This is a genomic window from Streptomyces albospinus (genome assembly GCF_014648695.1).
Classification (GTDB): Bacteria; Actinomycetota; Actinomycetes; order Streptomycetales; family Streptomycetaceae; genus Streptomyces; species Streptomyces albospinus.
In genome coordinates, this window is the sequence record NZ_BMRP01000064.1 from 1 (window position 1) to 14,166 (window position 14,166).

Genomic DNA, 14,166 nt, shown 5'->3' on the forward strand with positions numbered 1-14,166 from the left:
CGTCCACGAAGCCCGCGACACCGTCGGGAGCGTCGAGCGCCCGCCCGACCGGTGTACCCCAAATGTCGAGGCTGCCGCTGTCGGCGACGGCCAGACCCAGCAGGAGGCCGAGCAAGGTCGTCTTGCCGGCGCCGTTCGGTCCGACCAGGCCGTGAATCCGCCCCTGCGCCACATCCAGGTCGACGCCGTCGAGCGCGACGACATCGCCGAACCACTTGGTGATCCCACGAGCCCGGACCGCGAGGAGTGCGTCCATGAGTCCCTTCCTTCGAAAGCCTCACGGACCGTAGATGAAGTGCACAACGGTCATCAGGAGCAGTCAGTTGAATGCCCATGAAACGGTTGACGACCGGCATGCACCGCGACGATGCCCGCTGGGCAGGCGCCGAGGAGCGCCGGGCGTCGGCAACGGCGGGCGCGGTTGACGGCACGGACGCGTAGGAGAAGGTGCGGCACTCTGTGCGGATGCGGGATGCCTGCCCGAAGAGCACAGCAATTTCTTCGGCATGGCGGGGCGCCGCGACCCGGGACGTGGTGGCCGGCGCCCGCTGGTCGCCCGTGCGGCCCTCGCCGCCGAACGAGCCCCGGCGGCGGCGAGGGCGGCCACCGGCGGTGTTGCTGCCGCTGTCGTTGCCGTCGGCATTGCTGAACAGGCCGAAGCGGTTGCCCCGCGGGTCCAGCGGGCGGGCGTAGTGGCAGCCGTCGGGCACCGTTTCCGGCCCCTGCTCGACGCGGGTACCGGCTGCGACGGCCTTCTCGGTCAGCGCCGTGACGTCCTGGGCCAGGAAGCACGGCATGGCGTAGTCCGCGCCACCCTCCCGCCCGCTGAGGTCGTGCAGCCCACCGACCGGGTACGGACCGCCGGTCGGGAATGGCCTGATCGTCCCCCCGGCCGGATCGTGCCCGTGCGGCGCGCCGAGACGGCGCAGTACGGTCGCCCGGCGAGCTGGCCGGAGCGCACGGAAGGGGACGAACATGAGCCGAATCACCACCTCAGCGGCGATCGACGCCCGGTACTACAACTCCTATGGATTCGCCGGCGGTTACCTGCCGAAGGACCGGGCGCGCGCACATGCGCTGCTGAAGGAGTTCACGGAACGGGCGACGGAGTGGAAGGCCGACCACATCTAGCCCGTGGCCGACCTGGAGAAGCTCCTCACCACCGACCCCGTCGTCCAGCAGTACGTCAGCGACATGATCGAGCAGGTTCCCGAGGAGGAGCGGACCGTCTCCGACATCCCGCACCTGCTCCAGTGCCTCGATCAGATCGCGACGACCGCACCGGAGTACCACTGGGACCCAGCGTCCCGGAGGTTCTTCCCGATGTCCCACCTCTTCGTCTACATGATGGCGACGGACGCCGGGTGGAACGCTTTCCGCAACCAGAAGTTCAACGACGCGCTGGCCGGCGTCCTCCAGTACTGGTACAAGTTCCTGAGCAATGAGATTTCCGGCCACGACAGCCGGACGGTCCTGAACGACGGGCCGACGGGCTGGCTCTCCCCGCCGGCGTACGAGGAGTTCCGGCTCTTCCAGTTCGAGGTCGACCTGGACAAGGAGTACGGCGGGCTCGCTTCGTACAACGAGTTCTTCCACCGTGCCCTCAAGGACGGGTACCGGCCGCTGCCCACAGACCCCAAGGCGATCGTGTCGCCCAACGACGGGAAGGTGGTCCGGTGGCGGCAGGGCCTCAAGCGTCAGGACCAGTTCTGGCTCAAGGGACAGCCGTATTCCCTGGACAACATGCTCAACGGCAGTGAGTACGTGAAGGATTTCGTCGACGGCGACGTCCTCCAGACCTTCCTCTCGGGCGCCGACTACCACCGCTGGCACGCACCGGTGGACGGCAAGGTGGTGGCCGTTGACAAGGTCCCCGGCTATATGTTCGCCGAGCTCCAGTCGATGGGCGACGACACGACGGCCGGAACGCACTCGCAGTGCTACGGCGCTTCGGTCAACACCCGGGGCATCGTGGTCATCGAGAGCACCGCGCCGAAGGTCGGCCTGGTGTGCGTCATGCCCGTCGGCATCACCGAGATCTCCTCGATCACCCACTCGGTCACGGTGGACGACCAGGTCGCCAAGGGCCAGGAGATCGGCCGGTTCAGCTTCGGCGGGTCGAGCATGTGCCTGCTCTTCCAGAAGGGTGCCGTCGACCACCTCGTGCCGGACAACCCGAGCGGTGACCCGGACAACGGGGCTCCGGTCTTCGTCAACGGGCAGATCGCCCGGGCCCGGTAGCCCCGCAGCCCTGCGACGCGACGGCGCCCTCCGTATGGCCGGAGGGCGCCGTCCGCGTTCTCAGGGCTGTCAGGGAAGCTGGATGTCCGGCAGCAGTGAGATCTGCCGCTGGACCCCGTCGTCACCGCCCAGTGCGGCATAGCTCGGGAGCAGCTCCTCGCAGAGTGCGGCGAGTTCGGCCTTCGGCTGCTTGGTCTTGAACGCGTAGTACTGGAAGGGCGGTCCGGCGTTGACGGACAGTTGCCCCTTGACGAGCGGCGTCCGCACCAGGAGTTCGCAGACCGGGTACAGCAGCCCCTGCATCACGGCGATGAAGCCGCGTTCGTAGGCGTACCGGTCGCTCTGCGTGAACAGGTCCTTGTCCTGTGCGGGGTCGTGCACCTGCATGGGTGTCCGGTAAATGGCGTCCAGCAGCGCCAGGACGTAGCAGTAGACGGCGTTGGAGAACTCCATCAGGTCCTTGACGGTCTGGTCCGCCTTGACGGTCTTCAGGTCCGGGTCGTCGAGCACCGGCCAGATGACTTCGGCGTCGTCGATCGTGTACTTCTGCTTGCCGGTGTCGTCACAGACGACACCGATGCCGTCGAGGCCCTTGGCGATGTCGGAGAACTTGGTGTAGTGGGACGCCTGCCACTTGCCGATGTCCTGCGGCGGGTGGTCGTCCGTGCGCACGATCGGGTCGGGGAGCAGGCCCTTGTCCTCGGGAGCTCCCTCGCCCTGGTCGACGATGATCTGCATCGCCTGGATCGCGGACGCCTCGTCCACGATGAGCCGCGGCTGGTCGGAGCCGCCGTTCTGGTTCCAGTAGGCCCGGTGGTACTGGAACTTCCACAGGTCCTTCTTCGCCTTGGCCCAGTCGATGGTCGAGCTGAGGTTGTGGATGCCCCGTTCGATGCGCGCGTAGAACTCGCCGAGGGAGTGGTACGGCTCGATTTCGCCGAGAGCGGCCCCCGGAGGGGTGGCCGGCAGCTCGATCTGCATGAACGTGTTCCTGACCTGGTCGGTGGAGAGCTTCCGCAGCCGCATGGGCAGCTTGGGCTCGCGCTTGAGCATCACGCCCGGGTAGGTGGGGATGACCTTCGGGTCGTAGAGCCGGAAACTCGTGTCCCCGACCGCGATCAGCAGGTTGCGCACCAGACTGAGGTGCAGCATCTCCTCGATCGCCACACCGATCATCGTGCGCTGCGCCGACGCGCCGGCCGCCCACTGCGAATAGCCGCGTGTCTTGATCGAATAGGTCGCGTACAAGTACAGGGGAACCGTGGAGAGTTCGACTTGGGCGGCGGCCTTGAGATGGTCGATCAGGTCCTGCAGGTCGGTGATCTCCTGAACCGATTCCTTCGTGGTCACGGTGAATCAATCCTCCGATGCCGGTGCCGCTGGGGAAGTTGGGGGATGCGAAGAAGAGACGTGCAGTCGCGCGTACGCCCCCGGGCTCAGCTCCCGGGTGACTACCGTGAAGTGCCGTCGGCTCACGGCGAGATGGACGGGCCGCTGTGCGGGCGGATCCGGTTCCTCGCCCCGGTGCACCGCGGCCAGGTACGCGTGGACGGGCGCGCAGACCCGCAGCAGCCGCAGGGGCGGCGCCGGGGCCGTGCCGTCCTCGGTGCCGGGTGCGTCCAGGACCTCGGTGAAGGCCCGCTCGAAGCGGATCAGGTCGATCAGCAGGTCGATCCACGCCTCGCGCTCCGCGCCGGGCCCGGAGTCCGGCCGCGTACGGGCCAGGTGGCCGGCGAAACCGGTGCTGAGCCCGGCCAGGGTGGGGGAGCGGGAGGGGTGCGCGTCCAGGTGGTCCTGTGCGAAACCGTCGAAGATCTCCTGCCCGAGCAGGTGCACCGACCCCGGGTGCAGGGTCCGCATGCACTCCAGCAGCCGCAGCCGGTAGCCCTGTTGGTGGACGAACAGCCGCTCGCGGGCCGACAGCCGGCTGGACGGGGTGATCGTGTGGCCGGGGTCCTCGCCCGTGGGGTGAAGGATCAACGACTGCATCCAGCGCTGCACGGCGGCCAGCGAGGTGGCGTCAGCCACGGGAGCCCCCTGTCGGGGCGGCTGCCGCCCGCTCCCGTGCCCTGTCGAGCTCGGCCAGCAGCTCCGGGAACGGCGGCAGCTTGTCGTCGCGTTCCAGCAGGGTGGACACTCCGCCGGTCAGCTCGGTCGCCAGCCGGTACAGCTCCCACACCGGTTCGGACACGGGCGCGTCGTGGGTGTCGACGATGTGCGTGCCGTAGTGGGTGTGCCCCGCGAGGTGCATCTGGACCACGCGCTCGTGCGGCAGCTCCCGCAGGTAGCGCACCGGGTCGAAGTCGTGGTTGAACGCGGAGACGTGGACGTTGTTCACGTCGAGCAGCAGTCCGCAGTCCGCCTCCTCCGCCATCCGCCCGAGGAACTCCCACTCGGCGAGCGTGGAGGCGCGGAACTCCACGTAGCTGCTGGGGTTCTCCAGGACCAGCCGGCGCTCCAGCACGTCCTGGACGACGCGCACGCGGCGCACGACATGGTCGAGGGTCTCCTCGGTGAACGGCAGCGGCAGCAGGTCGTGGGTGTGCACGCCCAGCACGCCCGTCCAGCACACGTGGTCCGAGACCCACGGGGCCCGTACCTCGTCGGCCAGCCGCTTCAGCCGGCGCAGATAGCCGAAGTCCAGGGGGTCCGTGCTCCCGATGGACAGCGAGACCCCGTGCAGGACGACCGGGTACCGTTCGGCGATCTCCGCCAGGGCGTGCCGTCTGCCGCCGCGGGTGTCCAGGAAGTTCTCGGAGATGATCTCGAAGAAGCCGACGTCCGGCCGGTGCCGGCGGATGTACGGGAGGTGCGGAGTCCGCAGCCCGACCCCGAGGCCGAGGTGCGGCAGGCCCAGCCGTGCCTCGCTCACTGCGGCTGCGACATGTAGTCGTAGTGCGGCATCCGGTCGTCCTCGACGCCCTCGCCCGGGGCCGGGCCGAACGCCTTGCCCGCCGCGTACATCCGCGCCTCGAAGAGCCGGCGAGCCTGTTTCCACACGCTTTTGCCCTTCAGCGGGCCGGCCGAGAAGACCCGGCTCTCGTTGATCGGGCTGGCACAGCTGCCGTTGTAGCGGCAGTCCTGCTCGCCCGGGTGGAACTGCTCGTAGTCCGTGCCCGCGTAGCCGCAGCCGCCCTGGCCCCGGCAGGCGCCTTCGCCGTGGCAGACGTGGAAGACGGTCGCGCAGGTGCCCATGCCCGCCATGGGGGCCTGGCCCGACGCGTCGAGCCCGGCGCAGGAGTTGAGGCCCATGCAGACGTGCAGCTCCCGGGCCACTTCCCGGGGGAGCAGGCTCGAATCCGGGTCCGGGCACCTCTTGGGGCTGCGGGCGGAGTGTGCGGGGCGCTCACTCATGGTGGTCGTTCCTCTCGGCTCGAAGACGAAGGCCACACCCTGGCAGGGCGGCCCGAGAGGACGGCAGAGGGAGATCCGGCCACGGCGCCCCCGGGGGAGCAGAACCGGCCACTGCCCGGTCATCCGGTCAATGGCGGCTCCTTGTCCAGGTGTTCGACGGCAAATGGCCATAGCGGAGATGGCCGGATTCGCGAAGTGCCAATGATCCCTCCGGCACTTGGCAGCATGTGCGGATCGAGGCCACTGAACGCGAGCAACGAGGAGATGGTCATGACCGCTGTCATCACCCCGCAGGAACTCCACGCGCGTTACCAGAGCACCTTCGGCCGGGCGGGCGGCTATCTGCCGCGGAATCCGCTGGCGGTCGACGAGTTCCACAAGAGCATCGCCCCGCGGGCGGGGGACCTCAGGAAGGAACTCGACCCCGCCGTCCAGGACCTGGCGGACTTCCTCCACTCCGATCTCACCGTCCGGATGTACGTGACGAACACGCTCGCCGAAGTGCCCGAGCAGCACCGGCACATCCACACCGCGGACGACCTCGTCGAGCACCTGAACGCCATCGTCAGGTGGGCACCCGCCTACAACCGCAACCCCCTCCACCAGATCTTCCTGCCGATGTCCGCGCTCTTCGGCTACATGCGCCTGACGCCGTCGGGTTCGGTCCTGTTCCGCATGCCGCAGTTCAACGACAAACTGCGGCCCGTCCTGCGGAAGTGGTGCGACTACCTCAACACCGAGGACGGCGCCCACGCGCTGAACACCCGCGAAGGCGGCTGGTTCTCACAGCCCGCGACCGAGATGAACAAGTTGTACGAGTACCAGTGCTCGGCCCGGCGCGACGAGAAGCACTGGGGCTTCACGTCGTTCAACGACTTCTTCCACCGCCCTATCAAGGACGAGTTCCGGCCGCTCGGCGGGAACGGCGACCCCGGCGGCGTCGTCGCCCCAACGACGGCACGGTCTACAACGTCCAGCGCCGCGCGGCCAGGGAAACAGACTTCTGGCTCAAGGAGCAGTACTCGCTCACGGACATGCTGCGCGGCCCGCAGTGCGGGGACGAGTACGTCAGCACGTTCGTCGGCGGCGACGTGTACCAGTCGTTCCTGTCCGTCAACAGCTACCACCGGTGGCACGTGCCCGTCGACGGGACGGTCAAGCACCTGGAGATCGTGCCCCGCCTCATGTTCAGCGCCGCCTGGAACGAGACGCCCGATCCGACGACGTGAACCCACTCGCAGAGCTACCAGGCGCACGTCAACACCAGCGGACTGGCGTTCATCGAGTGCAGCGAGGAACTCGGCAGGCGCATGGTGTGCGCCGTGGTGATCGGCATGGAGGAGGTCTCCTCGATCGACTGGTCGGTCGGTGTCGGCGACACCGTTCAGCGAGGCCAGGAGCTGGGTTACTTCAGCTACGGTGGCTCCAGCATGGCCCTGGTCTTCGAACAGGGCATCGTGGACGAGTTCACCGTGCCGTTCAACAAACCCCCACGAGCACACGGACGACGGCCCCTACCTGCCTGGCGCTCTGCCTACGCAGGAACGAGGCGGAGACCGGGCCGTTTCCAACCTCGCCGGTGCGTCGCCGCGGGAATACCCACCTGTAGCCAATGGATCTTCTGATCCTGCACATCGACCATGAAAAGGGCAAGTTCGGCAGTCCCTGCCGGTGCATTCGTGATGGTGAGCCCAGGCGAGTAGTCATGGGGGCTGTCGCAGGACATCCGAGAAGTTGAAGCCTTGCCCTCGACCGAGTGTGAACGGACCAGTGGGAGTTGTTGTTGTCCGGGAGACTGCCGTGGATGGACTTGTGGTCGTCCGGCCGTGACTTGACACGGAAGAGCATGCGGAGGTCCCCCAAAGGGCGGCGACGCAGGCAGCGCTCAAGGCAAGGAATTGAAGCTTCATATGGCCAGCCTACGTGTCCTATTCGCCCGCCTATCGGGACACCCTTGAACCCTGTGCGGCTACGGCAGTTCGAAGCCCGGGTTCATTCCGCCGAGCGCGTTCACGCACAGGCAGTCCCGCTCCTCGGTGGCGGGCAGCGCGGCCACTGTGTCGAACAGCACGCCCCGCAACCGGTCCACGTTCGCCGCGAAGACCTTCAGCACCTCGTCGTGCGAGACGCCCTCCCCGGTCTCCGCCCCCGCGTCGAGGTCCGTGACCAGAGTCAACGACGTGTAGCACAGCTCCAGTTCACGGGCGAGCGCGGCTTCGGGATGACCGGTCATGCCCACCACGGACCAGCCCTGCGCCCGGTGCCACAACGATTCTGCGCGGGTGGAGAACCGCGGCCCCTCGACGACGACCAGGGCTCCGCCCTCCACCGGCTTCCAGTCCCGTCCGCGCGCGGCCTTGAACGCGGCCGCCCTTCCGACGGTGCAGTACGGGTCGGCCAGGGACACGTGCACCACGTTCGGCACGGAGCCGTCCGGCAGCGGCAGCCCATCGAAGTACGTCTGCACCCGGGTCTTCGTGCGGTCCACCAGCTGGTCGGGGATCAGCAGCGTGCCCGGCCCGTACTCCGGGCGCAGTCCGCCCACCGCGCACGGGCCGAGCACCTGCCGTACGCCGACGGCGCGCAGCGCCCACAGGTTTGCGCGGTAGTTGATGCGGTGCGGCGGCAGATGGTGGCCGCGGCCGTGGCGGGGGAGGAAGGCGACCCGTCGGCCGGCTATCTCGCCGAGGAAGAGGGAGTCGCTGGGAGCTCCGTACGGGGTGTCGACCTGGACCTCGGTCACCTCGTCGAGGAAGGAGTAGAAGCCGGACCCGCCGATGACACCGATCTCCGCGTTCGTCATGCCCAGCACGCTAGCCGCGCCAGCACAGTTCGAGATCATGGCATCGGGAAACGTCATGATCTCGAAAGGAATTCGGCCGCCCAGAGCGGGTGTCCACCGTCGGAGTCGACAGCTCGGCAACTTGGGTACGCACTGACCTGTTCCGGGCTGTCAGGACGGCTGCGGGGAGGACGGCCGTTGGGGGCGGAGGCCACGGCCGCCCGGAGGTTCATGGAGTGCACGCTCCCTCGGTCGAAAGCTGCGGGTGAGGAGTCGGAGGTCGACTTCGCGGACACGTGGCTGGCTCTGGCCGGGCAGCGACGCATGTGCGTCCTCACGCTGCGCTGTCCTGCTCAGGCAAGGCTGTGCACCGGCCCGACCGCCTCGCAGGAGGCGTTCCTGAAGCCCCAGGTGGAGGCTTCGAAGGGCTGGACGGCGTGACGACTGCATTGCGAAGCACGGACGCCGGACAGGTTCCCAGCTTCCGCCAAGTGCCTGTCACACAGGTGGTCAGGACGGCGACGGGCGGAGTCCCGAAGGTGCTTGTGGCCGGGAGACGTCCCTGTTCCGTAAGGCGGCCGGATGTTCCATGGCGGCCTTCCTCCGGGTGGGATGGAAGGCATGAGATCGCGCTTCTTTCCGCCCGTGTTCAAGGGCAGACTGCACGATGCCCGCACGGCCACCTCGATCGGGCGGTGGCTCGGCCTGGCGTTCGCGGTGTGCTTTTGCACCGGCTTGATCAGTCACTTCATGCAGCACCCGCCGGGATGGCTCGCCAACGAGCTGCCGAGCCGCCCGGTGTGGGGCTATCGGTTCACGCAGGGGCTCCATGTCGCTTCCGGTATCGCGGCGATCCCTTTGTTGCTCGCCAAGTTGTGGACGGTGTATCCCCGGCTGTTCGAGTGGCCCCCGGTGCGCTCGGTGCGGCACGCCTTGGAACGGGTGTCGGTGGCCGTCCTGGTCGCGGCGGCCCTCTTCGAGCTGGCGACCGGCCTGCTGAACACCGCCCAGTGGTACCCGTGGACCTTCCCCTTCGTGCAAGTGCACTACGCCGTGGCCTGGCTGCTGGTGGGAGCGCTGGTACTGCACATCGCGGTCAAGGCACCCGAGATCGCGGCACACTGGAGCCGTCGCTCGGCGGGCACGCTGTCCCTGCCCGCTGAGGACGCCCCCGATCGGCGCTCCCTGCTCGCCGCGGTGGCAGCGGCGGTCGGCGCGGTCACCGTGACCACGGTGGGGCAGTCCTTCACGCCGTTGAAGGACCTCGCCCTCCTCGCGCCGCGCCACCCCGACCATGGTCCTGAGGGGCTGCCGGTCAACCGGACCGCCGCGGCGGCCGGCGTCGGCCTGATCCACGCCGAGCGCTACCGCCTGACCATCTCCGGACCGCGGCTCTACACGCTGACGTTGGACGAGCTGCGCGCACTGCCCCAGCACGAGGTCGAGCTGCCGATCGCCTGCGTGGAGGGTTGGAGCAAGTCGGCGCACTGGACGGGCGTGCGCGTCGTGGACCTGCTGGAGCGGGCGGGCGCCCCGGCCCATGCGCGGGTACGAGTGGTGTCGTTGCAGACCCGGGGCGGTTACCGGGTCTCCGAGATGGGTCACGAGCACGCCCGGGACCCGCTGACCCTGCTCGCACTGCGGCTGAACGGTGAGGAACTGTCGCCCGACCACGGTTACCCGGCGAGACTGATCGCCCCGAACCGTCCGGGCGTGCTGCAGACCAAGTGGGTCGGCCGACTGGAGGTGCTGTCATGAGGGTGAACGTGCTGCGGCTGCTGGCCGGCATCGCCGGGCTGGCGCTGATGGGTGTCGGCGGGTCCCTGCTGCTGGACGTGCAGGACCTGATGGGTGTGCTGGAGTGGCTCGGCGGGGCGGTCGTGTTGCACGACGCGCTGATCGCGCCGTTGGTGCTGCTCGTCGGACTGGTGCTGGTCCGTGGCGGGGTGCGGGGGCCGGTCCGCGGGGCGCTGCTCGTGGCAGGCGCGCTGACAGCGGTGGCGCTGGCGGTGCTGCTGCGGCCGGGGCCGCGGGCCAACTCGACGGTGCTCCCGCTCGACTACCCGCGCAACTGGTTGCTGACCCTGGTGGCCGTGGCTACGGTCACGGCTCTGCTGGTGGCGGCAAAGGAGGTCCGTAGCAGCCGACGGCGTCCGCCTTCGTGACGACGGCATCGTACGGGTGTCTTACGCACCGCCGGCCCTGGGCCCGCCCAGCCCAGGGCATTCCTACGTTGGCGTCATGCGCACCCTTCGTACAGTGGCCCTCGTACGTGCTGGCCTGGGCCGGGTGTCTCGGGTACGCGGCCTACTACTCGGGGCTGGACGCGGTGGCCGGTATCTCCGCCGGTGCGGTGGCGGGCAACGGGGTGCATGGGGCGGTGGGGTGGCTGTTCTCCACAGGCGACGAGTTGGGCCGGGCAGGGGTGTACGCGCTGACGCTCGCCGCTCTGTCCGCCGGCTCGGTGCTGCTGCGACGCCACGGCGTCCGGGAGCTGCCCGGGGCCGTGGTGGTGCTGGGGGCGTGCTGGTTGTTCCTCGACAGTCACATCTTCTGGCCCCGCGGCGTGTTCACCATGCTCGCGTTCGCCGTGGGCTTCGGTCTGCTGACCGTGGCGGCGTCCCGCTGGTCCGGACGGCTTACGAACCCCTGACGGATTCCCGTCCCGGCATCCACAGACGGGCTGCCAAGCTTGGCGTCGGAGCATGTTGATCCTGGTCACCGGAGGTGCGGGCTTCATCGGCTCGCACATCGTCAGCGCTTTCACCGGCGCCGGGCACGAGGTACGCGTGCTCGACGCCCTCCTGCCCGCCGCCCACCGTACGCCGCCGCCCGTCCCCGATGGTGTCGACTGGCGCCACGCGGATGTGCGCGACAGGGGAGCGGTGGTGGACGCCCTGCGCGGCGTGGGCGCCGTCTGCTATCAGGCGGCGATGGTCGGGCTCGGCAAGGACTTCGCGGACGCGCCCGACTATGTCGGCTGCAACGACCTCGGCACGGCCGTACTGCTGGCAGGCATGGCCGCGGCCGGGGTGCGACGGCTCGTGCTGGCGAGTTCCATGGTCGTCTACGGCGAGGGCCGCTACGAGTGTGCCCAGCACGGCGTCGTACGGCCGGGGCCGCGACGGATCGCCGAGCTCGACGCGGGCCGTTGCGAACTACCGTGCCCACACTGTGGCGAGCCCCTGTCCGCCGGCCTGGTGGAGGAGGAAGCGCCGACCGATCCGCGCAACGTCTACGCGGCCACCAAGCTCGCCCAGGAGCACCTGGCCGCGTCGTGGGCACGGGCGACCGGTGGACGGGTGGCGGCGCTTCGTTACCACAACGTGTACGGACCCGGCATGCCGCGGGACACACCGTACGCGGGAGTCGCCTCCTTGTTCCGGTCCGCGCTCGCGCGTGGTGAGGCACCGCGTGTGTTCGAGGACGGCGGTCAGCGCCGGGACTTCGTGCAGGTGAGGGACGTCGCGGGGGCCAACCTCACGGCCATCGACGGGCTGCCCGCTCTGCCGGAGGGTGGCTTGCGGGCGTACAACGTCGGCAGTGGTGACCCGCACACGGTGGGGGAGATGGCCGCCGCCCTGGTCGCGGCACACGGCGGCGACGCGCCCGTCGTCACCGGGGAGTACCGGCTCGGCGACGTCCGCCACATCACCGCCTCCTCGCGCAGGCTGTGCGACGAGCTGGGCTGGAAACCGGTGGTGGGCTTCGCCGAGGGAATGGCGGAGTTCGTGAAGGCACCGCTGCGGGCCGGCTGAGCCTTCCCCGGTGACAACTCGGAAGGGCCGTCCCTGTACTTCCACAGGGACGGCCCCTCTCCGGACGGGAAAGTGGACTCAGGCGGCTGTCGGCAGGCGGACCTCGAAGCGGCAGCCGCCGGGCACATTGTGGACGGCGGCCCGGCCGCTGTGGGCCTCGACGATGCCCCGCACGATGGCCAGACCCAGGCCCGCACCGGCGGGTGGGGTGCGGGCGTCGGTGCCGCGCCAGCCGGTGTCGAAGACGCGGGGCAGGTCCTCGGCCGGGATGCCGCCGCAGCCGTCGGTCACCGAGACGACGACGCTGCCGTCCTCCTGCCGGGCTGAGACGGCGACCGTTCCGTCGGTGGGCGTGCGGTGGATGGCGTTGACGAGGAGGTTGGCCAGGACGCGGGACATCTCGTGGCCGTCGACCTCGATCGGCACCGGCTCGACTCCGTCGCCGACGAGCCGTACGCCGTGTTCCTTGGCCAGGGCGTCGGCGCCCGCGATCGCGTCGCCGACGAGGTCGTAGACCGACATGCGGGCCGTGTTCAGGGCGAGCACGCCGGCCTGGATGCGGGAGAGTTCGAACAGGTCGCTGACCATCTCGCTGAGCCGCTCGACCTCTGTGCGGATCCGGGCGTGGTAGACGTTCGGATCGTCGACCATGCCGTCCTCAAGCGCCTCGGTCATCGCCTGCAGCCCGGCGAGCGGGGTGCGCAGGTCGTGGGAGATCCAGGCGACCAGCTCCCGTCGGGACTCCTCCAAGGCCCGCTCGCGCTCCCTGGAGGCGGCCAGCTTCGCACTGGTCGTGTCCAGCTCCCGCACCAGTTGGGCCAGTTCAGCCGTGGGGGCGGTCTTGGGCGGGGTGAAGCGGCCCTCGTCACCGAGAGCGCGGGTGGCCTCGGCGAGGGCCCGGCTGCCCTTGACGACGCTGCGGCCCAGGACGAGCGCCACCGCGAGGGAGACGACCGCCGCGATGGAGCACACCATGGTGACGACCCACAGGTCGTGATCCGACAGCAGCATCGCCCACGACACGAGCATCGTCCCGGCGAGCATCGCCGCCACGGCAACGGCGGTGACCACGGCCAGCGACAGCGCGACCGAGCGGTTGCGCAGCAACCTCAGGGCGGCCACACCGAGCACTCCGGCGAGGCTCGCGCCGATCGCCGCGTACAGGGCGATCAGGAAGGTGTCACGCAGCATCGTCCGCCCCGTTCGTCTCAGGTGTGTCGAAGCGGTAGCCGACGCCCCACACGGTGTTGATCAGCCGGGGGCGGGCCGGGTCGTCCTCGATCTTCTCGCGCAGCCGCCGTACATGGACGGTGACGGTGGACAGGTCGCCGAACTCCCAGCCCCACACGCGACGCATCAGTTCCTCCCGGCTGGTGGCTCGCCCGGGATTGCGCAGGAAGAACTCCAGCAGATCGAACTCCCTGAAGGTCAGGGCAAGTTCCTGACCGTGGCGGGTCGCCCGGCGAGCCGTGGGGTCCAGGGCGAGCGGTCCGGCCCACAGTCCGGTCAGGCGCGGTGCGGACGGTGCGCTCTGCGCTGTCGCCAGCGCTCCCGCACGGCGCAGCACCGACTCCACCCGCAGGACCAGCTCCCTCGGGCTGAAAGGCTTGGTGACATAGTCGTCGGCCCCGACCTCCAGGCCGAGGATGCGGTCCTCCTCGTCACCCCGCGCCGTCAGCATGATCACGGGCAGCGGACCGGTCTCGCGGATCCGGCGGCAGACCTCCAACCCGTCCATGCCGGGCAGCATGAGGTCCAGCACCACCAGTTCCGGCGGCTGTGCCATGGCCCTGGCCACGGCGGACGGGCCGTCGGCGGCCACATCGACGTCGAAGCCCGCCCGGGTCAGGTATCCGGCGACGACCTCGGAGACAGTCGGGTCGTCGTCCACGACGAGTACGCGTTTCACGGTATCGAGTCTCACACCGCCCTTCGCCGGTCAGCAGGAGCGGCAGCGAACGTCAGAGATCCGTAAGGACTGCCGCCGACGTCAGAGATCCGTAAGGACGCCAAGTCCCTTATGTTCCTTTT

At 69.2% G+C, this 14,166-nt stretch carries 16 protein-coding genes and 3 pseudogenes; 9 read left to right on the forward strand and 10 right to left on the reverse strand.

Annotated features, from left to right (window positions below):
• Both IEZ17_RS38040 and IEZ17_RS45115 read right to left on the reverse strand, forming a co-directional pair.
• The coding region (locus IEZ17_RS38040) for an ATP-binding cassette domain-containing protein (protein ID WP_189308201.1) at positions 1-256 on the reverse strand (256 nt) is incomplete at its 3' end.
• A 412-nt stretch (positions 257-668) separates the two neighbouring features.
• Positions 669-977: pseudogene (locus tag IEZ17_RS45115) on the reverse strand (VOC family protein); the annotation flags it as partial.
• Between IEZ17_RS45115 and IEZ17_RS38045 the strand changes: the two are divergent.
• Together IEZ17_RS38045 and IEZ17_RS38050 are read left to right on the forward strand one after the other, a co-directional pair.
• Positions 976-1,131: a hypothetical protein gene (locus IEZ17_RS38045; RefSeq protein ID WP_189308202.1), complete on the forward strand. Its 156-nt coding sequence runs from the start codon at positions 976-978 to the stop codon at positions 1,129-1,131. The pseudogene IEZ17_RS45115 and the gene IEZ17_RS38045 overlap by 2 nt on opposite strands.
• Before the next feature lie 3 nt (positions 1,132-1,134).
• A complete protein-coding gene (locus tag IEZ17_RS38050) occupies positions 1,135-2,241 on the forward strand; it encodes a phosphatidylserine decarboxylase family protein (protein ID WP_189308203.1) in 1,107 nt (368 codons plus the stop codon).
• A gap of 69 nt (positions 2,242-2,310) precedes the next feature.
• On the opposite strand, the gene IEZ17_RS38055 is transcribed toward IEZ17_RS38050, so the two are convergent.
• From IEZ17_RS38055 to IEZ17_RS38070, 4 genes are read right to left on the reverse strand one after another with little or no spacing between them, the layout of a single operon-like run.
• Positions 2,311-3,591 (reverse strand): ferritin-like domain-containing protein, encoded by a 1,281-nt coding sequence (locus IEZ17_RS38055; RefSeq protein WP_189308204.1) that lies wholly within the window; start codon positions 3,589-3,591, stop codon positions 2,311-2,313.
• Between the two features lie 6 nt (positions 3,592-3,597).
• Positions 3,598-4,269 (reverse strand): HvfC/BufC N-terminal domain-containing protein, encoded by a 672-nt coding sequence (locus tag IEZ17_RS38060; RefSeq protein WP_189308205.1) that lies wholly within the window; start codon positions 4,267-4,269, stop codon positions 3,598-3,600.
• The gene (gene bufB, locus IEZ17_RS38065; protein WP_189308206.1) at positions 4,262-5,113 is read right to left on the reverse strand and encodes an MNIO family bufferin maturase; all 852 of its coding nucleotides are present in this window, start codon (positions 5,111-5,113) and stop codon (positions 4,262-4,264) included. Before bufB ends, IEZ17_RS38060 begins: the two co-directional genes overlap by 8 nt.
• Positions 5,110-5,595: a hypothetical protein gene (locus tag IEZ17_RS38070; protein ID WP_189308207.1), complete on the reverse strand. Its 486-nt coding sequence runs from the start codon at positions 5,593-5,595 to the stop codon at positions 5,110-5,112. Before IEZ17_RS38070 ends, bufB begins: the two co-directional genes overlap by 4 nt.
• Before the next feature lie 270 nt (positions 5,596-5,865).
• Here IEZ17_RS38070 and IEZ17_RS45120 point away from each other — a divergent pair.
• Together IEZ17_RS45120 and IEZ17_RS43460 are read left to right on the forward strand one after the other, a co-directional pair.
• Positions 5,866-6,384 (forward strand): annotated as a pseudogene (locus tag IEZ17_RS45120) (phophatidylserine decarboxylase associated domain-containing protein); the annotation flags it as partial.
• A gap of 35 nt (positions 6,385-6,419) precedes the next feature.
• A pseudogene (locus IEZ17_RS43460) lies at positions 6,420-7,220 on the forward strand (phosphatidylserine decarboxylase).
• On the opposite strand, the gene IEZ17_RS45125 reads toward IEZ17_RS43460, so the two are convergent.
• Positions 7,130-7,321: a YbhB/YbcL family Raf kinase inhibitor-like protein gene (locus tag IEZ17_RS45125; protein WP_189308209.1), complete on the reverse strand. Its 192-nt coding sequence runs from the start codon at positions 7,319-7,321 to the stop codon at positions 7,130-7,132. The pseudogene IEZ17_RS43460 and the gene IEZ17_RS45125 sit on opposite strands and share 91 nt — an antisense overlap.
• Before the next feature lie 243 nt (positions 7,322-7,564).
• A complete protein-coding gene (locus IEZ17_RS38090) occupies positions 7,565-8,398 on the reverse strand; it encodes an S-methyl-5'-thioadenosine phosphorylase (protein WP_189308210.1) in 834 nt (277 codons plus the stop codon).
• Positions 8,399-8,608: 210 nt separating this feature from the next.
• On the opposite strand from IEZ17_RS38090, the gene IEZ17_RS38095 reads away from it, so the two are divergent.
• The 5 genes from IEZ17_RS38095 (at position 8,609) to IEZ17_RS38115 (ending at position 12,135) form a co-directional block, all read left to right on the forward strand.
• Positions 8,609-8,818, forward strand: a complete 210-nt coding sequence (locus IEZ17_RS38095) for a hypothetical protein (RefSeq protein ID WP_189308211.1) — start codon at positions 8,609-8,611, stop codon at positions 8,816-8,818.
• Positions 8,819-8,998: 180 nt separating this feature from the next.
• A complete protein-coding gene (locus tag IEZ17_RS38100) occupies positions 8,999-10,135 on the forward strand; it encodes a molybdopterin-dependent oxidoreductase (protein WP_189308212.1) in 1,137 nt (378 codons plus the stop codon).
• Positions 10,132-10,542, forward strand: a complete 411-nt coding sequence (locus IEZ17_RS38105; RefSeq protein WP_189308213.1) for a hypothetical protein — start codon at positions 10,132-10,134, stop codon at positions 10,540-10,542. The genes IEZ17_RS38100 and IEZ17_RS38105 overlap by 4 nt, the downstream gene beginning before the upstream one ends.
• Before the next feature lie 107 nt (positions 10,543-10,649).
• Complete coding sequence (locus IEZ17_RS38110; protein ID WP_229853031.1) at positions 10,650-11,030, forward strand: hypothetical protein; 381 nt, start codon at positions 10,650-10,652, stop codon at positions 11,028-11,030.
• 52 nt (positions 11,031-11,082) lie between these two features.
• Complete coding sequence (locus IEZ17_RS38115) at positions 11,083-12,135, forward strand: NAD-dependent epimerase/dehydratase family protein (protein WP_189308214.1); 1,053 nt, start codon at positions 11,083-11,085, stop codon at positions 12,133-12,135.
• A gap of 78 nt (positions 12,136-12,213) precedes the next feature.
• Here IEZ17_RS38115 and IEZ17_RS38120 read toward each other — a convergent pair whose 3' ends face one another.
• The gene (locus IEZ17_RS38120) at positions 12,214-13,326 is read right to left on the reverse strand and encodes a sensor histidine kinase (RefSeq protein ID WP_189308215.1); all 1,113 of its coding nucleotides are present in this window, start codon (positions 13,324-13,326) and stop codon (positions 12,214-12,216) included.
• Positions 13,316-14,044 (reverse strand): response regulator transcription factor, encoded by a 729-nt coding sequence (locus IEZ17_RS38125; RefSeq protein ID WP_189308216.1) that lies wholly within the window; start codon positions 14,042-14,044, stop codon positions 13,316-13,318. The genes IEZ17_RS38120 and IEZ17_RS38125 overlap by 11 nt, the downstream gene beginning before the upstream one ends.
• Positions 14,045-14,166 lie beyond the last annotated feature (122 nt).